This window comes from Stratiformator vulcanicus (assembly GCF_007744515.1).
Lineage (GTDB): Bacteria > Planctomycetota > Planctomycetia > Planctomycetales > Planctomycetaceae > Stratiformator > Stratiformator vulcanicus.
In genome coordinates, this window is sequence record NZ_CP036268.1 from 678,202 (window position 1) to 702,085 (window position 23,884).

At 58.3% G+C, this 23,884-nt stretch carries 16 protein-coding genes; 9 read left to right on the forward strand and 7 right to left on the reverse strand.

From position 1 onward, the window contains the following. Positions 1 to 16: 16 nt before the first annotated feature. The 5 genes from Pan189_RS02495 to nrdR all read right to left on the reverse strand — a co-directional run bounded on the left by Pan189_RS02495 (position 17) and on the right by nrdR (position 5,460). Positions 17 to 1,213, reverse strand: coding sequence for a glycosyltransferase family 4 protein (locus tag Pan189_RS02495; RefSeq protein WP_145362387.1), 1,197 nt, complete (start codon positions 1,211 to 1,213; stop codon positions 17 to 19). Further along, positions 1,210 to 2,100, reverse strand: coding sequence for a lipopolysaccharide kinase InaA family protein (locus tag Pan189_RS02500; RefSeq protein ID WP_145362388.1), 891 nt, complete (start codon positions 2,098 to 2,100; stop codon positions 1,210 to 1,212). The genes Pan189_RS02495 and Pan189_RS02500 overlap by 4 nt, the downstream gene beginning before the upstream one ends. Then, on the reverse strand, positions 2,100 to 3,149 hold the full coding sequence (waaF, locus tag Pan189_RS02505) for a lipopolysaccharide heptosyltransferase II (RefSeq protein WP_145362389.1): 1,050 nt from the start codon (positions 3,147 to 3,149) through the stop codon (positions 2,100 to 2,102). Before waaF ends, Pan189_RS02500 begins: the two co-directional genes overlap by 1 nt. After that, positions 3,146 to 4,684 (reverse strand): D-glycero-beta-D-manno-heptose 1-phosphate adenylyltransferase, encoded by a 1,539-nt coding sequence (gene rfaE2 / locus Pan189_RS02510; RefSeq protein ID WP_145362390.1) that lies wholly within the window; start codon positions 4,682 to 4,684, stop codon positions 3,146 to 3,148. The genes waaF and rfaE2 overlap by 4 nt, the downstream gene beginning before the upstream one ends. A gap of 320 nt (positions 4,685 to 5,004) precedes the next feature. Then, entirely contained in the window at positions 5,005 to 5,460 is a 456-nt protein-coding gene (nrdR, locus tag Pan189_RS02515; protein ID WP_145362391.1) for a transcriptional regulator NrdR, read from the reverse strand. A 378-nt stretch (positions 5,461 to 5,838) separates the two neighbouring features. Here nrdR and Pan189_RS02520 point away from each other — a divergent pair, with 378 nt between their 5' ends. The 9 genes from Pan189_RS02520 to Pan189_RS02560 all read left to right on the forward strand — a co-directional run bounded on the left by Pan189_RS02520 (position 5,839) and on the right by Pan189_RS02560 (position 20,507). Next, the gene (locus Pan189_RS02520; RefSeq protein ID WP_145362392.1) at positions 5,839 to 6,063 is read left to right on the forward strand and encodes a small basic protein; all 225 of its coding nucleotides are present in this window, start codon (positions 5,839 to 5,841) and stop codon (positions 6,061 to 6,063) included. A 126-nt stretch (positions 6,064 to 6,189) separates the two neighbouring features. Then, the gene (locus Pan189_RS02525) at positions 6,190 to 7,923 is read left to right on the forward strand and encodes a GH3 auxin-responsive promoter family protein (protein ID WP_145366076.1); all 1,734 of its coding nucleotides are present in this window, start codon (positions 6,190 to 6,192) and stop codon (positions 7,921 to 7,923) included. A 248-nt stretch (positions 7,924 to 8,171) separates the two neighbouring features. Next, positions 8,172 to 14,429, forward strand: a complete 6,258-nt coding sequence (locus Pan189_RS02530) for an alpha-2-macroglobulin family protein (RefSeq protein WP_145362393.1) — start codon at positions 8,172 to 8,174, stop codon at positions 14,427 to 14,429. Positions 14,430 to 14,778: 349 nt separating this feature from the next. Continuing rightward, on the forward strand, positions 14,779 to 15,801 hold the full coding sequence (locus Pan189_RS02535; RefSeq protein ID WP_145362394.1) for a type II secretion system F family protein: 1,023 nt from the start codon (positions 14,779 to 14,781) through the stop codon (positions 15,799 to 15,801). A gap of 39 nt (positions 15,802 to 15,840) precedes the next feature. Then, the gene (locus tag Pan189_RS02540) at positions 15,841 to 16,989 is read left to right on the forward strand and encodes a type II secretion system F family protein (protein WP_310820984.1); all 1,149 of its coding nucleotides are present in this window, start codon (positions 15,841 to 15,843) and stop codon (positions 16,987 to 16,989) included. Positions 16,990 to 17,034: 45 nt separating this feature from the next. Continuing rightward, positions 17,035 to 18,120, forward strand: a complete 1,086-nt coding sequence (locus Pan189_RS02545; protein WP_145362396.1) for a type II secretion system F family protein — start codon at positions 17,035 to 17,037, stop codon at positions 18,118 to 18,120. A gap of 21 nt (positions 18,121 to 18,141) precedes the next feature. Continuing rightward, a complete protein-coding gene (locus Pan189_RS02550; protein WP_145362397.1) occupies positions 18,142 to 18,591 on the forward strand; it encodes a type II secretion system protein in 450 nt (149 codons plus the stop codon). Beyond that, positions 18,588 to 19,100, forward strand: coding sequence for a prepilin-type N-terminal cleavage/methylation domain-containing protein (locus tag Pan189_RS02555; protein WP_145362398.1), 513 nt, complete (start codon positions 18,588 to 18,590; stop codon positions 19,098 to 19,100). Before Pan189_RS02550 ends, Pan189_RS02555 begins: the two co-directional genes overlap by 4 nt. A 438-nt stretch (positions 19,101 to 19,538) precedes the next feature. Further along, entirely contained in the window at positions 19,539 to 20,507 is a 969-nt protein-coding gene (locus Pan189_RS02560) for a DUF1559 domain-containing protein (protein WP_145362399.1), read from the forward strand. A 31-nt stretch (positions 20,508 to 20,538) separates the two neighbouring features. On the opposite strand, the gene Pan189_RS02565 is transcribed toward Pan189_RS02560, so the two are convergent. Both Pan189_RS02565 and Pan189_RS02570 read right to left on the reverse strand, forming a co-directional pair. After that, on the reverse strand, positions 20,539 to 21,690 hold the full coding sequence (locus tag Pan189_RS02565; protein WP_145362400.1) for a GspE/PulE family protein: 1,152 nt from the start codon (positions 21,688 to 21,690) through the stop codon (positions 20,539 to 20,541). A gap of 75 nt (positions 21,691 to 21,765) precedes the next feature. Next, entirely contained in the window at positions 21,766 to 23,817 is a 2,052-nt protein-coding gene (locus Pan189_RS02570; RefSeq protein WP_145362401.1) for a sulfatase-like hydrolase/transferase, read from the reverse strand. Between the last annotated feature and the right edge of the window lie 67 nt (positions 23,818 to 23,884).

Consider the following 23,884-nt stretch of genomic DNA (forward strand, 5'->3'; position numbering starts at 1 on the left):
CGGTCTCAACCAGCCCTCAGGCCACAGCACGCCGGTGTCGATTCTTCGTCACGCGGGCATAGAGGGCGAGCATTTCGGTCACGTTCCGAGCGAACGTGTGCCGCTGGGCCAACTGTCGGGCCTTTCGGCCCATGGCCGCTCTCCGATCAGCGTTGAGAAGCTCACGCATTCTCTCCGCTAACACGCGATCATCGCCGGGGTCATCGACCACATATCCGTCGATCGATGAAGAAATCAGCTCGGCGACGCCGTTGCGCGCCGTTGTAATCGCCGGCACGCCGGCCGCCAGTGCTTCCAACACAACGAGACTGCACGGATCATAGAAGGTCGGTTGGACGTAAACGTCGGCCGCTGCATAGAGCGGAGCCGCATCGTCAACCGGGCCGAGGAATTGAACGCGGTCGATGACTCCGAGACTCTCGGCGAGCCTGCGATAAGGTTCCGTCCGCTTGCCCCCGGCGACCACCACTTTTGCCTGCGGAGATGCCGGCGCGATCCTCGCCAATGCGCGGATGAGCGTTGGTAATCCTTTGAGTTGCAGGTTGTGCGCGACGATTAAGAACAAGCAGTCATCATCGTCGGCCAGTAGCCGCGTCCTCCAGCGAGCACCCTGAGAGACTCGCAGGGCGGGCGAGAAGCGTTGTGTATCGACACCGTTATAAATTAAGTCGATTCGCCGGGCATCAACGTCGTAATCGTTAATCAGTTCTGCTTTCACCCGCTTTGAAAGGGCGATGATCCGTGATTGGCCGCGATCGTTTGTTTTAGAACCGTACTGCTTTTCGTTTAATGCATTAAAGTCTCGGTACCTCGGCAGAAGTGAACTGAGACCACGCTTTGCTGGACGGATCCATTTCGGCGCGAGCTCGAGGTTGCGACGTTCCGCAGCCTTTCGCGAACCTCCATGAGGTTGAAGGACGTCGCAATACCACCCCAAGCCCATGTCATGAATGACGTCGAGGCCGATCTGTTGATCAACCGTTCTTAAAAGATCGGCGGCGGCATCCGCCCGATCGACGCGGTTCTTCGTCGTAGGGATTTGGTGAAACCGAATTGTCGATTCTCTGTTCGTCGCAACGTCATTGGTACACGATTCGGCCACGATATGAACTTCGTGTCCTCGTGAGAGCAATTGCCTTGCGAACTGCGCGGTCCATTGCTCGACACCACCGCGACCGGGGTCGAAGCTGTCGAGAACTAAGGCGATATTCATCGATACGACCCCAGGCGCCTCGTCATCCGGTCGGCCCGATGCTCGGCGCCTTTGCGCAGAGCATCCGTTGAAGACGTCATTTGGCTGCGCGAAAAATAGCGGCGGAAGAAACGATCAAATTCGTCGCGACCGAACAGGCGTTGCGGGCAAGAATAAATAAACTGACCAAGGTCTTTCACGATCCATCGCCGCCTTAACAGGCTCGGCCAATGCTGCACGCGTTGCAGGTCGATCAGATGCACGTCGAAGTCAACTTCAGCGTGGTGCTCTTCCCGTTCGCGGACGAAGAAGTGGCAGGTGTAAAAGTCGCGATGATTAAATCCGGCTTGGTGAAATCGCCCGGCGACGTCGGCGACCCGATCGATTAATCGATGAAAGGCGGGGGACTTCCGATCGCCTTCGGCTTGGAAACGTTCCTCAAGAAACAGGTCGAGCTGCTCGAACCCTTTTAATTCCTCGGAGAGAAAGACGCCTTCGGTCGTGCCGTTGCTGAGAACGCGGCTACCGTAGGCGATCACATTCATCGTCGGGATGCCCGCTTCGGACACGATACGATTCATCGTCGCTTCATAAGCAGCCGGACTGGGATGAAGTCCGCCCAAATAAGCGGTGGCGATTCGGCTGATTGACTGCTGGCGATGTTTCTTTAAATACGCGTTGAATTGTCCGTCGGTAGAATTAAGCGTGAGACGCCAGTTCTCGCGGTGGCCGAGGAGCCGCATGGCTTCGCCCGCGTCGGTGTCGATTAAGGCGGCAAATGAGTCGAGCTCCGCGTCGACTAGCACCTCTGCGAACTCAGGGTTCATCCAGAATTGTTGACGGAGAACTCGACCGGTTGCGGACGACCTCTGCTTCTCAATCGGAGCGAGTAATTCGGCGGTAGCCACTATGCAGCCCTCCGAGTTTCCTGCGTGTTCGCCAGCAGTTTGCGGACGGCTTGAAAGACGCGCTCGGGGCCGAGGTCTTTCATGCAGCGGTGATGCACGAGCGGGCAAACGCGTTGCTGGCACGGGCCGCAGTCGAGGTCAAGCTGCACATGAATTGATCGCTCATCGTATGTTTCGCTCCAAGCCTTGTGAGTCGGCCCGAACAGCGTGACGGTCGGTACTCCGAATGGTTTCGCGAAATGTCGGGGACCGGAGTCGGTCGTGACGAGTGCGTCGCTGTCGCGGATCGCGGCTTTTGTCAGCCCGAGGGTCAGCGGTTGATCGGCGAGACTTAAGATGTCGGGCCGGTCGGCCAGTTCGACGATCTGCTCAGCTTCTTTTTTCTCGGCCGGACCGCAAACGACGAGGACCGTCTTATCAAGGTCCGAAGATATCCGGCGAGCCAGCGCCGCAAAGGACTCAGCCGGCCAGTGCTTCGCCGCACCGAACGCGCCGCCGGGATTTAAGGTGACAATGCCCCGCTCGCGAATTGCCGGATGAAACGCTGACCAGAATTCTTCGAGTTCCAATTGATGCAGCGGGGCGACGGCCGCTTCCGTTTGACGTGAGTCGGTTCCGCAGCCGACGGCGTCGGCGAGTCGGCAGTATTCGTCAATCACAGGGTTGGGTGTCGTCCGCGACTTCGGTTGAAGCCGGTCGGTTAGCAGAAAGCCCCGGCCATCGCGAGCGAAGCCGACGCGTCGTTTGATCCGGCCACGCCAGGCGATCACGGCTGAGCGAATCGAGTTGGGGAATAGCACACCCAATTCACAGCGTGCCGCCCGCAATTTACGGACGACGCCGGTCGCTCGCTCATCGTCGTACGGGCCTTTGGGATTCCAGCGAATGACGCGGTCGAACAAATTGGTCCCGTCGACGGCGTCGAGCACATAGGGCCGCAGGATGGCGATAATCTCCGCGTCCGGATATCCGTCGCGAATCGCCCGCAGCGCCGGCGTCGCCATCACGGCGTCACCGATCCAATTGGGAAGGAAAACGGCGATCTTCATGCCGCGCGTCGCTCGGAAGGAGCTTCGTTTGAACCGGTGTCAGTGGAGGAGGGCGTGTTGCGAATTTTCTCGACGAGCGCCGTTGTCGACAGGCCGGGCACAAGTCCGAGTGGGCAGACCTCGCCGCCATAAGCGTCGACGATCTCTCGGCCGACGATTTCGTCCGGTCGATAGGTACCGCCTTTGACCAACACGTCCGGCCGTATGGCTTCGATTAAACTGTGCGGCGTCGACTCGTCGAATAGGACGACGTAATCAACTGATTTGAGGGCAGCGAGCATTCGGGCCCGCTGCTGCTGTTCCACAAGTGGGCGGTCTGCGCCTTTTCCGAGAGAGCGAACGCTGGCGTCGCTGTTGAGTCCGACGACCAAGCGGTCTCCCTTCGCGGCGGCTTCTTCCAGATAGGACACGTGACCGGCATGCATCAGGTCGAAGCAGCCGTTCGTGAAAACGACTCGCTTTCCGTGGCTGCGATCCTGTTCGATCAAACTACACAGTTCATCAAGGGATTCAGCGACATAGCCGCCGCCTGTTCTGGAGTTGGCTCGGCGAACATCCTCAATAATCTCTTCCCGCCCCACCGGAACACAGCCGACCTGTTCGACTTCGAGCCCGCCGGCCACGTTGGCCAGGCGAGCCAAGTCGTGTGGGCCGAGCCCCGCGGCTGCGGCGAGGCCGATCGTGGCGAGGACCATGTCGCCCGCTCCGGTGATGTCGTAGACCTTTCGGCGACGCGTCGGGTGCAGTTCGGCCGCACCGTCGGCGGTGACGACGGCGATTCCGTCGCTGTCGAGAGTGACGAAGATGTAGTCGAGACCGAGGCCCGCCACGAGCGTGCGGCCGGCGGCGAAGGCGTCTTCTGCGGACCGGATCGGCGTTCCGGCCGCTCGACTTGTTTCCAGTCGATTCGGGGTGAGGGCGGTCGCATCGCGGAAGTCGTCACAGCGGCCGGATGACGACGGGTCGACGATCACCGGCAGCGAACGTTTGCGGCACTGCTCGATAATCGTTCTCACGATCCGCGGCGTGCAAACCCCTTTGCCGTAGTCAGAGATAAGGACGAGGTCGACTTGCGAGAGGTAACTGTTGATCGAGCGGACGATTTGGTCGGAAATCTTCTGCGAGGCATTTTCGCGCGACTCGCGATCGACTCGCAATATTTGGTGCGGATGGCGTTGCTGGGCACGACCGAGGAATCGCTGTTTCACCGTGGTCGGGCGACCGGAATCACCGATCAGCGGGGCGTGGTCGACATTCAGGCGATCAAGCTCCGTCCGGACGGAATTGCCTTCTTCATCGGCTCCGACGATTCCCGCGAGAGTGACGTGGGCGTCGAGTCCACGCAGCATGTGGGCCACGTTGGCCGCACCGCCGAGCCGTGACTCTCGCGACTCCTCGCGGAGCAGCAGGACCGGCGCCTCCTGGCTGATGCGTTCGGCGTCGCCCCAGACGTATTGGTCGAGAATCACGTCGCCGACGACGAGAATGCGCGGCGAGCCAATGCCTTCGATCAGGCTGATCAAATCACGCGTCATGCGTCTGCCACTGCTTCCTGCAATTCTGCGGCGTTCTTGCGCGGCTCACATCCTGCCGGGCCGCGATATTGGTTCGGCCGGGGAGAGTAGTTCACGCCTCCCGTTTACGGCAATGCCGGTCCTGACATCGGCGGACAAATTGCCGATCGCCGAATTCGGGGTAAGCCGAGGCGGCGCCTACGTGCAGAAACCCTTGACCGCATCGAACACATGAGCCGCGTACGAAGTAAGCGGATCGATTGCGCAGGAGGTAGCCCGATTTGATCCGCTTACTTCGTGCGCGGCTTGTGTTATGCGCGGCTTGTTGAGATTAGACGCAGCTACCTCGCGCCGCGAAGAATCGGTGTCAATTCCTCGACGAAGTCGGCAGCGTCCTTGAACTCGCGGTAAACCGACGCGAACCGGACGAAGGCCACGTGATCGAGGCTGCGGAGCGCTTCAAAGACACGCTCGCCGACAAACTGCGAAGGTACCTCGCGGTCGAACATCTCGACGACATCGGCTTCAACGGCTGCAACGACTTCATCGATTTGATCTTGCGAAATCGGGCGTTTGTAGCAGGCTCGCTCGATGCCGCGGCGGATTTTTTCCCGCTCGAAGGGCACTCGGGAACCGTCTTTCTTGATAAGGCGAAGAGGTGTTCGCTCAACCTTTTCATAGGTCGTGAAGCGCCGCACACATTTCAAGCACTCTCGCCGACGGCGGATTGCGTTGTCCTGGCTGCCGCGCGAGTCGATCACCTTAGTTTCGTCATGGTGACAAAACGGACACATCATGGCAGCGACCTCACAATCCGTCGTTTTCAGAAATTGCCGATTTCAATGCACCTCCGTGGCGGTCAACGACTCAGAAATCTCAGCACCCGGGGAAATAATACCCGGCAACAACGCAATTTCCTACAGTGAGTTACAGAAAGAAACGGCTGACACCACTAGATGTCGCCGGTACGGTGACGTCGGCCACATTCTGTTGGGGGTCGCGCGGTCGATTGGTTCAGCTGTCGAAGAGTTGCTTCGACAGATGGCTTCGCATATCCTGCTCGACTCGACTGAGCAAGCGGTTCAGGCTGCGCACGGTCGACCGCAACCGCCGTTTCCCCAGCTTATTCTGCCTTCAATCACCAGCGATCTGGTCAGGCAGATCGGAGTATCCAGATGTCAATTGATAAAAGCCTCCGTCGAAAAGGACGCCTCGTTCGGGCTCGAAATGTGTTGAAACGCGAAGAGCGGATCGAGTTTTTGAAGAAGCAGGATCGCTGGACGGATGAGTCCAGCCCGATCGGCCTGCCCAAAGTTCGAATTCCGAAGACGGTTGTGGGGAAAAAGAAAAAGAAAAAGACGACGGAAGACGAAGATAAGAAGGAAGGGAAGAAAAAGTAGTCTGGGGTATTTGGTCGGCTCGCTAGCTGGCTGGTCTCCACAGACCCACTTCCCATCAGGGCGGTGTGGTCGATTCGATCGTCTTACCGCGTGGTCTATCCCCGGTCGTCGTTCGGTTCGATTCGCATGTCGCTCCAAGGTTCGCTTCGTAACGCCGTCGGTTCGGTACCGCGCAAGATCGCCCGCGACGCCGCCGACCGCTATCTGGCGAACGCGGTTGACTCTCAGCTCGCGCAGCAACGAACCTTGCGCCGAGTTGTCGCGCTCAATGCCGGCAGCGACCTTTCCCGTGATCTGCGACTGGATGAACTGCGGACGGTCGACGAACTGAAATCGCGACCGGTCTCATCGTTTGATGCCTTCCAGCCCTATGTGCGACGGGTACTTCAGGGCGAACTGGGGGCCATGCTGGGGCCGAAGAATCAGTTGCTGATGTTCTCCCAAAGCAGCGGGACGACGGCCGATTCGAAGTTCATCCCGGTGACCAAACCTTTTATCACCGACTATCGGGCCGGCTGGCAGATTTGGGGCATTCGAGCACTCGACTCGTATCCGGCGATTTCGCTCGGTTCGATCCTTCAACTCTCCAGCGACCACGATCGCTTTCGAAGTGAAGGCGGGATCCCCTGCGGCAACATCAGCGGGCTGGTCGCGAAGCTGCAAAATCCGCTCGTGCGGACGATGTACTGCGTGCCGAGAATCGTCGCGAAGATCCGTGATCCGGAATTGAAGACGTACGTCACGCTGCGACTGGCTTTGGCTGACTCGAATGTGCGGCTCGTCGCGACCGCGAATCCCAGCACGCTGATCCAACTCGCCAAGGCAGCCGATCGTAATGCGGAGCGTTTGATTCGTGACATTTATGACGGGACCTGCTGGGGCGCCGCCGCTCTTCCGTCCGCGGTTGGTCGTCGGCTCGCATGGCGGATGTCGCGGCCCGACACCGCTCGAGCCCGAAAGCTGGAAGCCATCTTTCGAGCGACCGACGGCCTGGCCCCGAAGTACATCTGGCCTCAACTGCAGTTGGTCGGCGTGTGGACCGGCGGATGTGCGGGGATGTATTTGCCGGAACTTCGAGAGCTCTACGGGCCGTTGCCGATCCGCGATCATGGTCTGCACGCCAGCGAGGGGCGGATGACCATCCCCCTCGACGACAACCGGTCTGACGGCCTGCTCGACGTCGGCAGCCACGTCTTCGAGTTCATTCCTGAGCGGGAATATGAAAGCGAGCAACCGACAACGCTTCAGCCGCACGAATTGGAAGTCGGGCAGGACTACTACATCCTGCTGACGACTGCGTCTGGATTGACTCGCTACGATATCTGCGATGTGGTTCGTTGCACCGGGTTTTTGGGGACCACTCCGCTCTTGGAGTTTCGCCACAAAGGGGCCCATATCTCAAACATCACAGGAGAGAAGCTGACGGAGTCACAGGCTGTCGAGGCGGTCGGCCACGCATCGCGACGGTTGGGGATCGATGTCGGTCAATTTTCGATCGCTCCCGCTTGGGGTGACCCGCCCGGGTACCGATTGGTGCTCGAGGGTGGTACGGCGGTCGAGAAAACGCTGCCGATCGCCGTCGACACCGCGTTGCAGCGGTTGAATACGGAGTATCGCGACAAGCGGCAATCGGGCCGGCTGACCACGCTGCAGGCAGAGACGCTTCCGCCGGGAACGTGGCGACGATTCGCACGACGTCGACAGGACGACACCGGCGCGAGCGTCGAGCAGTACAAGCATCCTTTTCTCTCGCCTGACTTCCGGTTTATCGAGCGCATCCGTGCCTCCGCAGCCGGGGCATTGGCTATCGATCCAGAGTTTCCGCGTCCGCATGTCGGCCCTGCCGAAGTCTCTGCCTGACGGGAATCGCCGATTGGCCTCGGCCCGCTGAGTCGACCTTGCGATGCGGTCGACGGTCGCCCTTCGATTTTTTGCGACGAACTCGCGGGAACTATCTCAGACGCCGCTGCGTCTCTATTGTGATGCTGCCGACCGTCGATCGGCTCCTGCTCTCGAAGTATTCTTCGTAGCGGAGACAAAGGTCGAGGTTTTCGCCTCCTTTGCAGGCCGGCAGTCACTTCTTCGTATACTCATCGCAAGGTTGTTTGATGACCGCCATCCGACGCGTCCTGTTCAGTTTGACGGCCATTGCACTGCTCGGTGTCGGCGCAATCGCACTTGTCGCAGCCGAGCCGAAAGCCGCGGATTCGCTCGCGACCGCCAGGAAATTGATGAAAGACGGCAATTACAAAGAAGCCTTTGAGAAATATCGCACCGGTATTCTCGACTCTGATTCTGGCGGAGCGGAGCTCGGGCAGGATGTCGCAAAGGCCGTTCAGTGCTTGAATCAGCTCAATCGGCAAGCCGAGATCGATGAGTTTCGCGAGGCCGTTGCTGAGAAACACGCCGAGCATCCGCTCGTCCTCAAGTCGGTCGCCGAAACGTATCTCAATCAGATTCACTACGGGTATCTCATCGGTGACGAATTCCACCGCGGCTATCAGGATGCCCGCGGCGAGTGGGTCAACGCGACCGATCGAGATCGCGTTCGGGCCCTGCAACTGCTAATGCAGGCGGTCGACCAAGTGAAGTCGATCCCCAACGACGAGCAGCGTGCCGACGTTTACCGCGCTCTCGCGCAGGGTCTTCTGCAGGGCCGTGGGTACAACATGGCGTGGCAACTGCAGGAGTTGACCGAACTCTCCGAACTGCCCGACTTCGAACGCAATCGATCGCCACGCTACGGATGGCGGCAGAATAATAATCCCGGCGCTCCGGTCGATGCGGATGGAAAGCCGATCTACTACCACCTGCCGGATTCGTTTGAAGCGGCGAAGAACGACGGCGAGCGCTGGCGCTGGGCGTTGAACAAGCAGAAAGAGGCGTTGCCGAGTCGGGCGAATGAAGTCGATCTGTCGTTCGCGGCGTTCCTGCGATCGCAGTTCGGCGTCCCCACGATCCGCTCATGGCAGGGTTTTGAGCGGTTGATCGCCCAGTCGGATGCCGCAGCCGAGGCAGACGATAACGGCGGAAATGACCCGGCCGCTAATCCTTACGCGCTGCACACGCTGTCCGACGACGAAACGATCGCCAAGTTGGCCAGCGGTGTGAAGCGGTTCACACTGCCCGATGAATTCAACTTTATGAAAATCTACCAACGCGTCGCCGCCACGCAGCAGGCGAGTGCGATCGGTGGAATGACCGGATTGGCCGAGGCCTATACGGACCGACGGCAATTTCCGAAAGCTGCCGAACAGTGGCGGGCCACGATCGACCGCTTCGGTAAGGGCCACAACGATTATCGGCAAAAAAAGCTGGAGCAGATCGTCAGCAATTGGGTGATGTTCGAAAACGTTCGCGTGCAGGCCGCGGGCGAACCGTCGACCGTCGATCTTCGCTTCCGCAACGGCGAGAAAATTAAACTGAAAGCCGAGCGAATCGATCTTGAAAAGCTGATCACCGATCTTAAATCACACTTAAAAAGTAACCCCCGGCAGGTCGACTATCAAAAAATCAATCTCAGCAACCTCGGTTACCGCATCGTCCGCGAAGGGCAGAAGAAGTATCTCACCGGCACCGTCGCCGAATGGGACGTCGAACTCTCCCCCCGGCCCGATCACGTCGATACGCGAACGACGATCGAGACGCCGCTCAAAGATGGTGGAGCCTATTTGCTCTCGGGCACCATGGAGAATGGCAATACCTCTCGAATCATCATTTGGGTTACCGATACGGCGATCGTTCGCAAGCAGCTCGACAACGAAATTCTGTACTACGTCGCCGACGCGAGAGCCGGAGAGCCGGTCAGCGGGGCCAACGTCGAGTACTTCGGCTGGCGAAGTAATCGTCGCAACGGCGGTCGACTGGAGACCCTGACCGATAATTTTGCGGCGCGCACCGACGAAGCGGGGCAGGTCGTCCTCGGCAAGAATAAGCTTAAAGAGCGTTATCAATACGCGACCTTCGTCCGAACGGAAGACGGCCGCTTCGGGATGCTCGGCTTTCAGGGTGTGTGGTACGGCCGGTCTTATCAGCAGAAGTATGAGCAGAACAAAGCATACTTAATCACAGACCGGCCGATTTATCGCCCCGAACAAAAAGTGAAATTCAAGTTCTGGGTTCGGCGAGCAGATTACACACTCAGCGAAGATGCCAATCAATTTGCCGGGCAGCAGTTCACCGTGAGGATGAACGACCCGCGTGGCGAGAAGGTCCTCGAAAAAACGATGACCGCCGATGAGTACGGCGGTTTCGAAGGCGATTGGGAAGTTCCCGACGACGCGGCACTCGGCCAATACAATTTCTGGATCGTTAATCGCGGCGACGTGTCCGGCGGCGGGCAATTCCGAATTGAAGAATATAAGAAACCTGAATTCGAGGTGACGGTCGACGCCCCCGACGAGCCGGTCGCGCTCGGTGAGACGATCGAGGCGACCATTAAAGCCAATTACTACTTCGGCGCACCGGTGACTCACGCGACCGTGCACTACAAGGTGACGCGGAAAGAACACGATACCGTCTGGTATCCGCCGACTCCGTGGGACTGGTTCTACGGTAACGGTTATTGGTGGTTCTCGCCCGAGTACGACTGGTATCCGGGATTCGGTCGCTGGGGCTGCCGTGCCCCACTGCCGCCGTGGCACTGGGCCCCGCAGAATCCGCCGGAATTGGTCCTCGAGAATGAGGTCGAAATCGGCGAAGACGGTACCGTCAAAGTCGAGATCGACACCGAACTGGCCAAAGTATTGTTTGGCGATTCCGATCACGAATATGAGATTACGGCCGAAGTCACCGATCAGTCCCGTCGCACGATTGTCGGCACCGGGAGCGTGCTGGCACCCGCGGAACCTTTCAAGGTCTTCGCCTGGGTCGATCGCGGATTCTATCGAGCGGGTGATACCGTCAAAGCTCACTTCAAGGCCCAGACCCCGGACCGCAAACCGGTGGAAGGACAGGGGGAACTGACGCTCCTCTCAGTCGCCTATGACGATGAGGGAAACCCCACTGAAACGCCGATTGAGACGTGGCAACTCAATACCGATGCGCAGGGCGAAGCCTCGCAACAATTGACTGCTGCCGAGCCGGGGCAATATCGACTTAAGTACGTCGTCACAGACGATGAGGGACACGCACAGGAAGGCGGATACCTCTTAAATGTTCTCGGACGGGAAGGCGAACCGGATGATTTCCGTTACAACGCGTTGGAACTGATCGTCGAGCAGAAAACCTATCAACCGGGCGATACGGCGAAACTTTTAATCACGACCGATCGCCCCGGTGCGACGGTCCTCGTCTTTCCGCGACCGACGAACGGCGTGTATTCGAAGCCGGAAGTCCTCAAACTGACCGGCAAGCGGACTGTCTATGAGATGAAGATGGGCACGCAGGATATGCCGAACAGCTTCGTTGAAGTCATGACGGTCGGCGATGGCGAAGTTCACACGGTGGCAAAAGAATTGTTCGTGCCGCCACAGAAGCGGGTGCTTGACGTCTCGATCGAACCGTCGTCTGAGAGCTATCGCCCCGGCGAAGACGCTGAAGTGACAGTCACGGTCAAAGGCCCTGACGGCAACCCGGTGACCGGATCGCTCGCCGCGACGATCTTCGACAAGAGCGTCGAGTACATCTCCGGCGGCCCGAACGTGGGAGATATTAAAGAGCACTTCTGGAAGTGGCGGCGCAATCACAATCCTTCCACTTACGACAACCTCAGCCAATGGTTCTCGCAGGTTCTTAAAAATAATGAAGAAAGCCTGCAGTATCTCGGCACCTTCGGCTACATCGCGATGGAGGAGTCAAAGGACGCGGAAGATCAAATCGGCCAGCGCGAAAATGAACGCTCAGGGGTCAACAAGAATCGTCGCAAACTTCTCGGCGGGCTCGGAGGCGGAGGCGCGTTTGGCGAGGCGGATCGAGCCGGCGCACCGACGAGCATGGCAGTCGCAGCCGACGGGCTTGCTGGTGAATCAAGGTCACTGGAATCTAATTTCCGAAAAGACGAAAAGCAGCAAGCTGGCGGTCAGGCCGGGCCGAAGGTTGAGCCGACCGTGCGAACCAAATTCGCCGACACCGCCTACTGGAACGGCGGCTTGGAGTTAGACGGCGAGGGCCGGGCCAAAATTAAGCTCACGATGCCGGAGAATCTGACCGGTTGGAAGATTCGAACATGGGCCGTGGCCCCCGGCACACGCGTGGGTGAGGCAACCTCCGAAGTCGTCACGCGGAAGAATCTGCTCGTCCGCCTGCAGGCACCGCGGTTCTTCACCGAAACCGACGAGGTCGTCCTCTCGGCGAACGTTCACAATTACCTCGCAACAGCGAAGCAAGCCGAGGTGGTTCTGGAACTGGGCGGTCGAAGCCTGGCTTTATTAGACGGCGATCAAATCTCTCGCACGGTGACGGTTCCCGCCGACGGCGAAGTGCGGGTCGACTGGCGGGTGAAGGCCGTCTATCCGGGCGAAGCGGTCGTCACGATGAAGGCGCTGACCGACGAAGAGTCGGACGCGATGCAGATGAAGTTCCCCGTGCAGGAACACGGCATCGAGCGTCAGGAATCTTACACGGGTATCATGCTCGATGGCGTGAATTCGGAAGCGGTGAACTTCTCGATTCCCGCGCAGCGTCGACCCGAAGACAGTCGCGTCGTGCTGCAATACAGCCCGTCGCTGGCTTCGGCGATGGTCGATGCGTTGCCCTACCTCGCCGACTATCCTTATGGCTGCACCGAGCAGACGCTCAACCGTTTCCTGCCGACCGTCATTACTCAGAGCATCCTGCTGGAGATGGACATTGACCTGGAAGAGGTTCGCAAAAAGCAAACGAACCTCAATCCCGGCGAACTTGGTGACCCGCAGGAGCGGGCAGCGCAGTGGGCGCGAATGCGGCGGCACGATAAGAAGTTAAAAAATCCAGTCTGGGACCGAGGCGAAGTCGACAACATGGTAACCGCCGGAGTCACCCGGCTGACGAACATGCAGGACGAATCCGGCGGCTGGGGTTGGTTCTCCGGCTTCCGCGGCACGGCAAACCCGCACATCACGGCACTCGTCGTGCACGGCTTGCAGATCGCCCGCGAGAACGACGTCGCCATCGTGCCGGGTGTCTTGGAGAAAGGTGTCGACTGGCTCAAACGACATCAGCAGGAGCAGATAAAGAAGCTGCAGAACGCCGAAAAAGATCCGAAGGTCAAACCATATAAATTGAAGGCCGACAACCTTGACGCGTTCGTGCATATGGTTTTGGTCGATGCGGGCGTGCGGAATGAAGTGATGGCGACCTATCTCTATCGCGACCGACTCGACCTCTCCGGCTATTCCCTCGCGATGTACGCGATCTCCCTGCATGAGACCGACTCATCGGAACGGCTGGCAATGGTCCGGCGTAACCTGGAGCAGTATCTCGTCGTGGATGATGAGAACGACACGGCCTATCTTCGCCTCGGCAACTCCGGCTGGTGGTGGTACTGGTACGGCAGTGAAATTGAAGCGAATGCTTACTACCTGAAGCTGCTGTCGCGTCTGGAGCCGAACGGCGACGTCGCTCCCAAGTTGGTCAAGTACTTGCTCAATAATCGCAAGCACGCGACCTATTGGAACAGTACACGCGACAGTGCGATCGCGATCGAAGCTCTCGGCGAATACCTCCGCGCCAGCGGCGAGACTTCGCCTGATATGACCATCGAGGTGTTCTACGACGGAAATAAAGAAAAGGAAGTCCGCGTTACCGGATCGAACCTCTTTACTTACGATGCCGGTTTCGAAATCTTCGGCGATGCCGTCACCACCGGTGATCACACGATCGAACTCCGCCGCAAGGGCGAAGGACCGCTCTACTGGAATGCCTATGTGATTAACTTTGATAAGCGCGACTTCATTCCCGAAGCCGGGTTGGAAATCAAGGTCGAGCGGATCGTTAAGAAATTGATTCCGAAAGACGCCACCGACACGGCCCGCACAACGACCGGGTCATCGGTCGAGCAACGGGTAGAGGCCTATGACCGCGAACCTCTTGACGTGGGGGCGACCCTCGAAAGCGGCGATCTCGTGGAGATCGAACTCATCGTCGAATCGAAGAACGATTACGAGTACATCTTGATCGAAGATATGAAAGCGGCCGGGTTCGAACCGGTCGATGTCCGCAGCGGTTACACCGGCAACAGCCTCGGGGCGTACCAGGAGATGCGTGATGAGAAGGTCGCGTTCTTCATCGAGCGTCTGCCCCGCGGCACCAATAGCTTAAAGTACCGGTTGCGCGCCGAAATCCCCGGTGACTACAGCGCTTTGCCGGCGATCGGCTCAGCGATGTACGCCCCGGAGCTGAAGGCGAATTCGAACGAGTGGAAGGGCACGATCGTCGACGCGAATTAGATGGCAGGGGGCAATCTTCGCTCGACTCGTCGGATCGACCGATTCATCGGCTCTAATGGAAGTTGGAGATAAGGCCCGGCTCGGGAGACCCGCCCGGTCGTCGATGGTCCATTTAAGATTGGCCTCGTTCGAATTCGCTTAAGCGCTCCGATCGCGAGGGCGAGGTTTGGCTCGCAGGCATCTTCGACAGTGCGTCTCGATTCGCGGGCGAAAATGCGTCAGCTCTATCCCTCGTAAACGTCGGGTCCTTGAAATTGATCCTGCTGATGCGTTCGTGCTTGTGGAAGTGCTTTGCTGGTGGGTAACGTGTTGAGACTTGTTCATCCTTCCACGTTGACTCCCGAGATCGATGGCTCGCGATCTCTCACAACTTGGTGACTCGCAGTTGCGGCAAATCGCGGCGCTGGGTCGGCATTTGTCGGCCCGTTCGAAGACGCAGTTGCCACTGCAAATCGACGAAGACCGATCGGCAAGGCTGGGCGCAGCCGGGTTGCGGCTGTTCCGTGCGTTGGATCAGGGAATCTCGCTTCCGGATGCGCTGCAGAAGGCCGGGGCTCCGCCATTGCTCAAAGCCGTTGTGGAAGCGGGGTTGAGCAGCGGCCGACTCGACGAGGCCTTGGAGGCTGTGACCGAAACGGCTGCCGATCTGTTGCGTGTTCGGCGCGAGTTGTCGCTCGCCTGCATTTACCCGGCGGTCACAGTTGTGGTCGCGTGGGGAATTCTCATGTTGATCGGATCGAATTGGTTTCACCTCTTAACCCAGTCTTTTGAAGACTTTGATCAGCCGGTGCCGTGGTTTGTGCAATGGGGCGGTTGGCTGTGCGAGAATCCCGGGGGCTGGCTCTACTGGTTTCCGATCGGCCTGGTCCTGCTGATTTTTTGGCTGGGCGGACCCGGGAGAGTCGCAATGCGTTTTCCGGGGCTCTCTGGCCCAAAGCGCGAGTTTCGCCGATCAGTTTTTCTCAAAGTGGCCGCACTATTAGTCGAGCATGATGTCGCGTTGCCGCGAGCGCTGCGACTGGCCGGGAATGCTTCGGGGTCCGGCCAATTATCGTCTCAAGCTGAGAAGGCGGCGCTTCAGCTCGAATCGGGCTCGGCGGGCGGACATTGGACCGAAGTGCTAACCGGTTTAAGTGATTACACCCGCTGGCTGCTCTTTACGGGAGAATCGAGAAATCAACTGGGCGAAATGTTTGCGGACGCAGCCGTTTCGGCGCAACGTCGCGGGCGGGCAAGTCTCGACTGGTATTGCGCGATCGCGCCGGTCGTGGTTTCGGCCGTGGTGTGTGGCGCGGTCGTCATCCTTTACGCCTGGCTGTTCTTCGGTGGATTCCTGTCGATGCTGAATGCAATGTTGAACTCGTTTCGATAATACAGGCCGCCGGTCGGCCTCGCAGTGATGGTTTCACCCATGCCGGAATTTCGGTATCGAGCTACCAACTCAGAGGGACATCGCGAAGACGGTCGGTTGACCGCCGTCGACGAGTCGGCTGCGCAACAGGAATTAAAAGGTCGCGGATACGCGATCGATGAAATCGCCATCGAAAACGAACAACCGCTCGATGTAACCGAGTTCGACGGCGAGCCAGTTCTGGGCAATGAATCGCTTGGGCTCGACGACTATACGCTCGAAGCCGCGATGCGCATGGTCGCCGAGGAATGGCCCTCCTCTCGCCATCGGCGGGCCATCGAAACAGCCGCAAGCCGACTTGGCCGTGGAGAGCCGCCGGAGCAGGTTTTGAAGTCGCTGGAATACGAGTTGCCTCCGCGACTGACTACCGTAGTGGAGGCAGGACTGGAAACCGGTCATCTTCCTAAAATGCTCACGGCGTTTATCGAGGCGACGCGGGCGCAGCGGGACCGTCGTCGCGGGGTGCTGATCGCGTTTACCTATCCGACGATTCTGATTGCCGTCACGGGATTTATCGCATGGGCGCTGTTGGTCATCGTGGTTCCCATGTTTGCGACGATCTATGAAGGCTTCGGCACACAACTCCCGGCCTCAACGCTCGCGCTACTCAAACTCTCCGAATTGGTGCGAGGGTTCGGATGGTACTTATTAGCAGCAATCGTAGGACTCACATTACTCTGCTGCTTCTGGTTTCGAACGCGTCGGCTCCCCTGGTTCGCCTCATTTTTGGTGCGTCCGTCGGAGTTGGCGACGACATGCCGGCTGCTGGCCGTGCTTGTCGACGCCGATGTGCCGCTGACGAAGTCACTAAGGCTTTTGGCTGATACAACAGCCGATGCGCGCCTTTCGCGAGACCTCGCGCGGTGCGCGAATTTAATAGCGGAAGGTGTCCCTGCCCACAGCGCGGCGGCAGGTTGGCGCTTCCCCGAAATGTTCCGCCAGGCGCTTCATTGGGCCGACCGCCGGGAGTTGTTCATCGTTGCACTGAATACGCAGGCAGATCTACTTGATCGGCGGGCCCGCGTCTTCAGCCTGATCCTGCCGACGATTTTGGAGCCGATCTCGCTGATGATCGTGGGCGGGTTCGTCCTGTTCGCAGTCTTCTCACTCTTCGCCCCGCTGCTCAAGTTCTTGAATTTCTTAAGCTAGGACATTCCAGTTTTTGATCCTGCAAATAATGGTTGATCTCAAATAATGTTTCTGTTCGGCGTATTTTTTGTCTTTGCACTCGTGATGATGACCACGTCAATGGTCGTCGCCACGGTGGTGCTGGCGTGGCAAACGTCGAAATTACGTCGGGCGAATCTGCTCTCCTGTCTAGCGGTCGTGGTCGATCGCGAGTTGCCACTTGCAGGCGAAGTGGGGCCGATCGTTGACGCCCTGTTAAAGCGAAGCCCGCAGAGAGCGCGAAAACTGATCGGTCTGCTCGAGTCGGGCAAGTCACTCTCGGAATCTCTACGAGAAGTCCGGTTGATTAGTGATCGGCAGGCCGTGGCATTACAGGCGGCGGAAGCCTCCGGCAATCTTTCGGCAGCACTAAGGCACGAAGCCGATCGGATGACCCGCGGCCGATTCTTGACATCGACCGGTTCATCATCGCCGACCCTTTCGGTCGTCTATTTATTCGCCGTCCCCTGCACCGCATTATTGATTGTGCTTTTTCTTTGCTATTGGATCGTTCCCAAATATAAAGCCATCTTTGCCGGATTCGGATCGGCACTTCCTCAAGTCTTTGTCATACTGATCAACGCAGTCGATTTACTCGTCAATTATTTCTATCTGTTTTTCGCAATCGCTATCCTCGTCTCCGTTTTTTCTTTTATGAGTTTATCTTATTTCCGGAACCGATTCGGTTTCGGCTGGTCCAATCGCCGATTCGCATCATCAATTTGTCGAGCCATCGCGTATGCCGCCAAAGCGGATCGGCCTTTGCCTGAACTGTTCACGTCAGATCGCCCCTTCAGTCCGTTGCCGCCGAAGTTAATGGCTCGAATCGCAGAACAAATTAGTCAGGGAAAAGACCCTTGGGACGCATTGCACCGCAGACGCATTCTAACCGGGCGGGAGGCGATTGCTTGTCGCACGGCACAGATCGTCGGCAACCTGCCGGAGACTCTGTTCGAACTGGCCGACGTCATCGATGACAATCGGGCTCGCCGCCGGTTGGCGTGCTTGGAATTCGTTCAGCCCATGCTCGTCGTTGCGGTGGGGCTCTTGGTATTCTTTATCAACGTTGGATTCTTCATGCCGCTCGTCAAACTCCTTAACGATCTTTCCTAAAACCAAAACCGTGATTAAGAGATGATACGTCACCAATCCAATATGAACCTGAGTAGGTCATCGACGCGTAATGCCTTCACGTTGATTGAGGTTTTGGTCTCCTGCGCGTTACTCGCCGCGATCCTCACGACCGCGGTTCCATTGATTCAAAACGCGGCTCGGCAATCACAGGCAGCCCAACGGCGGGTGCTCGCGACGCAATGGGTTCTGTCTGAGCTTGATGAAATCATCGATCAACCGGTGCAACAAATTGACGATGGCCCGATTCAGGTGGACCTTGATGAGGCCGTGTCTCGTCGATTACCCGACGCGAGGCTGGAATTTGTTGCGCATCGCGTAACGCAGCCGGCGGACGGATGCCGGATCGATGGGAGCATTTCTTGGACCGGGGCCAATGGCGAGCTCGTACGACCGGTCCGTCTGTCGACGTGGGTCTTCGACGGCGGGCGTCGAACCGGGGGTGACGAATGAATGCCCGACGTGGAGTCTCCTTAATCGAGCTTATGGTCGTACTCGCGGCCCTATCAATTCTAATGACGGTTGCCGTTCGCTTCGTCGTTCAGGTCATGCAATCTAATTCGGAGCTTCGTGACAATGCCGTGGCAATATCGGAGGCGGCGCGGCTCGGTCGCGACCTGCGTCAAGATTCGATCATGGCCCGAAGTTCGGATTGGGCGAGTGATTCCGGCAGCCTTACGTTAAAGTTTGAGCGGGGGCATGTGGTTTATTGGTTCGACGATCACGGCGTTCAGAATGAGCGGTTCTCTGATGGCGATATCGTCGGTCGGGACCGCTTCTCGATCGGCCCGAGTTCATCGCAGTGGCATACGACCGGCGAAGCCAATGAAGTTCGTCTGTATCGCATCGACCCGACCACCGACACTCGCAAGTTGAGCCTGCTTGTGCGAGTCGCCGCACCGAGTGAAGCGAATCCAAGCAGTCACGATCCACTCGAGGCCGTCCGACCGGAGGTCGATTAATGAAGGGCAATGAGCCAACAAGTCTTGCGTTGAAGACATCTTGTCGGCGTGGGGTCGCGGCTATTGTCGTGCTCGTGCTGCTTACGGTTGTGGCGGGGCTGACTGCGTCATGTCTGCAAGTATCATTGCGGGCAAGGCGGAGTGCGATTTCTTACGGGAAACGTGTCCAAGCCGACCTGCTGGCTGAGTCGGGGCTACGACTGGCGTCGGCAAGCGAGGCCGCTTCAGGCGGCGAGTTCGTGTGGAGACTTGATGACGGTGAGTTGAAGGGTAGTGCGGAAGTGACGATCAAGCCGGCGGGATCAAAGGGTGCAACAGCGACCGCACGGTTCCCCCTTTCGGATACTCACCCCGCCAAATCAACCTCGCCAATGCTCGGAAGTGATTCTAATTCGTCTGTCGATAGTGCAGATACAAAATAATAAAACGAGTGCCGCCATGAAAAACCGATTCAACCGACAGCAGTTCCGCAAACGGGCTGAGGGGTTCACGTTAATCGAACTTCTCGTGGTGATCGCCATCATCGCGATTCTGATCGCGCTGCTGCTGCCGGCGATTCAAAGTGCACGGGAGGCGGCCCGCCGGGCGACCTGTCAGGGACACATGGCGCAACTCGGCTTGGCAATCCAAAATTATGAGATGGCTCACGAAGTGCTTCCGCCGGGCAGCGTGAATCGCACCGGTCCCGTTTTCAACGTTCCATTAAAAGGTGCTTACTACTTCGGATGGGCCGCTCAGATTACACCGTTTATTGAGCTCGGCAACGTCTATGATCACTTCGACTTCGATGTCGGCATCTATGCGGAGGCCAATGCGGAGCCGATGTCTGTGACTTGTAGCATCTTTCGCTGTCCCTCTTCGATCTTGCCAGACCAAGGTATTTTGAATCAGGCGCTTGGCGATTATGCGGCGTGCCATAACGAAATCGAGGCACCGATCGATGTCACGAACAACGGGTCATTTCTATTGAACGAGGCATTAAGGATCGATCAAATCAGCGATGGATTGGCCTACACGATCTTTTTGGGTGAAAGCACTTTGCCCGTTCGAAATGGAGTTTCATTCGATTCCGAACTGGGGATATTCGGTGGTACTCGTGGATCGTTGCGAAATACCGGGGCCCCAATCAATCGAGAGCAGGTGAGCCCTGCGGTTTCGGCCGCGCTAAGCAACAGGCCCTATTGGGGAGATGTCGTCGATCGTGATGAACTGGCCAATGCGCTGGGCAAGGATTGGAGGAGCGATCCGTCGGTTACCTACGTGGGCGGCTTCGGCAGCCTTCATAAAGGCGGTAGCCAATTCACGCTCGGAGACGGGTCGGTGCGATTCATCTCGGAACTGATCGACATGCCGGTCTATCGCAGCCTCGGTGCGCGCAACGACGGACGTTTAATTAAGAAGTTTTAAGTGGATCGGTGTCGAGGCGCCCTGCAGATCGCTATCGACATCCCAAGACGCGTGTGATTTCCGCCTCGTCGACCAGTCCTAGAGCGAGTGCATCTTCGGCATTTCGGCGGAGGGGGATCATTCCGGCGGCCTCCGCCCGTCGCCCGATTTCCGACGCGTCCTCTCTGGCGATGATCGCTTTCCCGGTTGATGACTCGTCTGTTGTTAAAACCTCGGCGATCGGACGGCGTCCGACATATCCGGTCCCACGGCAGGACTCGCAGCCGCCCAATTGCCGACCGCGGCATTCGCAAAGTGTTCTCAGCAGTCGTTGACTGAGGATCGCACGAACTCCGCTGCGAACTTGAAACGGTTCAATGCCCATGTCGAGCAATCGCCCAATCGCGCCGGCCGCGGACCCGGCGTGAAACGTGGTCAAGACAAGATGCCCGCTTAGTGCGGCTTGCAGCACAATCTCGGCGGTCGGGCGGTCTCTAATCTCCCCTACAAAGATGACCTCGGGATCTTGCCGCATTAGAGAACGCAGCCCGGTCGGATAATCGAAACCCGACGCCGGACGAATCTGTGACTGGGCGACACCGTGGATGAGCGATTCGACGGGGTCTTCCAAACTGACAACGCTGCGCCGCTCGTCGGATGTCGCCACAATTTCTCTGAGGCAGGCGTAAGCCGTCGTTGTTTTGCCACTACCGGCCGGTCCGGAGATCAGAATGGCCCCGCCGGATTGATTAAGAGAGCGACTTAATTCGTCGGCGACGCTCGGAGTGAGGCCGAGATCATGGAGTCGAAAAAGTTTTCCGGGATCGGCGAAAAGCCGGATCACCGCGCGTTCGCCATGTACGGTGGGAAATGTGCTAACACGGACCTCTCCCGGCCGGCCGTCGCGAATGCGGCCCTCCTGCGGGACATCGGTGCGATAGGTCAAGAGCTCCGAAGCGACCTTAAGTCGGGCCACGATGTTCGGTTTGAGTGATTCGGGAAAGGCGTAGACGTCGTGCAAGACTCCGTCGATTCGCCAATCCATTAAGAGCGCTTCGGCCGATGGCGTTAAGTGCACATCGCTGACGCGACTTTGCCGGGCCTGGGACAGAATCAGGTCGACGATTGCCGGGACGGTTTCGGCACCGTCCGCGGCGAGTCGATCCAATTGCTGCCGGGCATCGCCGGAAAGTGGTGAAGACATTTCGGCACTCGCGACCCGCGAACGATTTCCTGCTACGTCGATCTGCGAGCTTGGTTCCGCCGAAACGATGGGTGCTCAATCTCGCAGATTGATATCCTTGAACTCGACCTTCATAGCGCGGCCCTTCTTCATCGGCCGGTGGAGTTGCAGGCCGATATAGCCTTCCTTAAAGCCCTTCTCGTCGATCTCTTTGTCCTGGTATTTCATCAGCGTGACGCCGTTGAGAACGTGCTTGAAGTTGTTGCCGTAAGCGCTGATGCGGTAGTCGTTCCATTCACCCGGCTTGTAAGGATATTCGCCCTCGTGGGTTCGCTCGCTGAGAATACCGCGGCCAGTTTTCTCTCCATAAAGAATGCCGGTGTATTGGCCGTCGAGATCGATGTCAGCCTGATAGCCTTTCAGGACGTGGCTATCCTCATCGCCGACGATCTGGCTGCGGTACTGCACACCGCTGTTGGCCCATCCGCCGTCTTCGACGGGGATGTCGCCTTGAATGCGGAACTTCAACCGCAGTTCGAAGTTGCCGGGCTGACGGCCCTTCCAGATTAAGAATGTATTCGATTTGATCGGCTTATCGACAGGAAACTGACCGACGATCGCGCCATCCTCTACGGACCACAGACCATCGCCGCCTTCCCATGAAGTTAAATCATGCCCATTAAAGATAGGCCGACCGAAGCCGTGGTCGCCTTGCTGCTTTGCTCGCCGGACTTCTTTCGGCAATTGAGCGATGAGCTCTTCTTTAATGATCTGGTGATGCGGATCATCGACCACATTGTCCCATTCGTTGGGATCGCTCTTGTGGTCGTAGAGTTCCTCGGAACCATCGCTGTAGCGCGTGTAACGCCAGTGCTCATCCCGGATGCTCATATGCTTGCCGGAATTAATCGTAATCGCGGGCGTGTCGTCCTCGGCATTCGGGTCTTCGAGTAATGGCACTAAACTGTCGCCGTCGAGGTCGTTTCGCTTGGGCAAATCGCATAGCTCAATTAATGTCGGATAGATATCGACGAGGCTGACGGGCCGTGACGATTTCTCTCCGCGTTTTTCGTCCATTGATTTCGGGACCGAAACGATGAGCGGCACCCGCGTCGCTTCTTCCCACAGTGTGCTTTTGTGCCAGCGGTCCTTCTCGCCGAGGTGCCAACCGTGGTCGGACCACAGCACGATGATCGTGTTGTCGGCCTGCGTTGAACTGTCGAGTGCGTCGAGCAGTTGGCCGACCATCGTATCGACAAATTGAATGTTCGCGAGGTAAGCCCGCACGGCCTCTTTCCACTTCCCGGCCCGCGTCACCTGACCGTGCAAGCCGCCGTTGTTGCGGGCGTAGCCTGTGGCGATCTTGGGAATGTCGCTCAGGTCATTTTCGCGGTAGGGCGGCAGTTCGATATCGCTCTCGGCGGGCTGCTGGTCGAAGAATTCTGTCGGGCAATACCACGGGCCGTGCGGCTTATAGAGGCCTACCGCCAAGAAGAACGGCTGGTCGCGATCCTGCTTCAACTGTTCAACGGCCCACGCGGTGTCCTGACCGTCTTCGGTCTTTTCCGCGGGGACGTCGATGCCGCCCCAATCCCAGTGCCAGATGTCGAGGCCGTTGAAGTTCTGCCCCGTCGGCACCGGCAAGGCTGGAAGTTGCTGATCATGCGACGGGAAGCGCGCGGTCCATGACTCGGGGTGGTTCTTACCGCGTAGCCCGCCGTGACCGCCTCCCATCGCGCTGCATTCGCCGCCGTGATTGGCGTGAAAAATCTTGCCCGCCGCGCCGGTCCAGTAGCCGTGCTCCCGGAAGTATTGCCCCATCGGGGCTTTTCCTTCGAGGTATTCGGACGCCCGCCAATCCTGCTGGTTGCCATGCACGCCGTTGGTGCTGGGCAGCAGTCCGGTCATCACGCTCGCCCGACTCGGATTGCACAGCGGGGCCGTGCAATGGGCATTGGTGAAGAGCGTTCCACGGGCGGCGAGCCGATCCATATTCGGCGTGTTTGCCTGCGGATGCCCGCCCATGCAGCCGATCCAGTCGTTGAGATCGTCGACCGCGATGAACAGCACATTTGGTTTCTCCGCCGCGGCGGCGAAGTTCATGGTCATCGCCGTAGCGGCAAGAAGGGCGAGCAATCGAAGTCGCATCGTGGTCCTCAAATTTGTCGTCAAAATGTATGCAAGGTGGCTGATGGGAGCTTACCCCACGGACCGG

Bases quoted from the DNA above. Each gene is read 5' to 3' on its own strand.
- Pan189_RS02495 (WP_145362387.1), bottom strand. From the start codon at position 1,213: ATGAATATCGCCTTAGTTCTCGACAGCTTCGACCCCGGTCGCGGTGGT.
- waaF (WP_145362389.1), bottom strand. From the start codon at position 3,149: ATGAAGATCGCCGTTTTCCTTCCCAATTGGATCGGTGACGCCGTGATG.
- rfaE2 (WP_145362390.1), bottom strand. From the start codon at position 4,684: ATGACGCGTGATTTGATCAGCCTGATCGAAGGCATTGGCTCGCCGCGC.
- nrdR (WP_145362391.1), bottom strand. From the start codon at position 5,460: ATGATGTGTCCGTTTTGTCACCATGACGAAACTAAGGTGATCGACTCG.
- Pan189_RS02520 (WP_145362392.1), top strand. From the start codon at position 5,839: ATGTCAATTGATAAAAGCCTCCGTCGAAAAGGACGCCTCGTTCGGGCT.
- Pan189_RS02525 (WP_145366076.1), top strand. From the start codon at position 6,190: ATGTCGCTCCAAGGTTCGCTTCGTAACGCCGTCGGTTCGGTACCGCGC.
- Pan189_RS02530 (WP_145362393.1), top strand. From the start codon at position 8,172: ATGACCGCCATCCGACGCGTCCTGTTCAGTTTGACGGCCATTGCACTG.
- Pan189_RS02535 (WP_145362394.1), top strand. From the start codon at position 14,779: ATGGCTCGCGATCTCTCACAACTTGGTGACTCGCAGTTGCGGCAAATC.
- Pan189_RS02540 (WP_310820984.1), top strand. From the start codon at position 15,841: ATGCCGGAATTTCGGTATCGAGCTACCAACTCAGAGGGACATCGCGAA.
- Pan189_RS02545 (WP_145362396.1), top strand. From the start codon at position 17,035: ATGTTTCTGTTCGGCGTATTTTTTGTCTTTGCACTCGTGATGATGACC.
- Pan189_RS02550 (WP_145362397.1), top strand. From the start codon at position 18,142: ATGATACGTCACCAATCCAATATGAACCTGAGTAGGTCATCGACGCGT.
- Pan189_RS02555 (WP_145362398.1), top strand. From the start codon at position 18,588: ATGAATGCCCGACGTGGAGTCTCCTTAATCGAGCTTATGGTCGTACTC.
- Pan189_RS02560 (WP_145362399.1), top strand. From the start codon at position 19,539: ATGAAAAACCGATTCAACCGACAGCAGTTCCGCAAACGGGCTGAGGGG.
- Pan189_RS02565 (WP_145362400.1), bottom strand. From the start codon at position 21,690: ATGTCTTCACCACTTTCCGGCGATGCCCGGCAGCAATTGGATCGACTC.
- Pan189_RS02570 (WP_145362401.1), bottom strand. From the start codon at position 23,817: ATGCGACTTCGATTGCTCGCCCTTCTTGCCGCTACGGCGATGACCATG.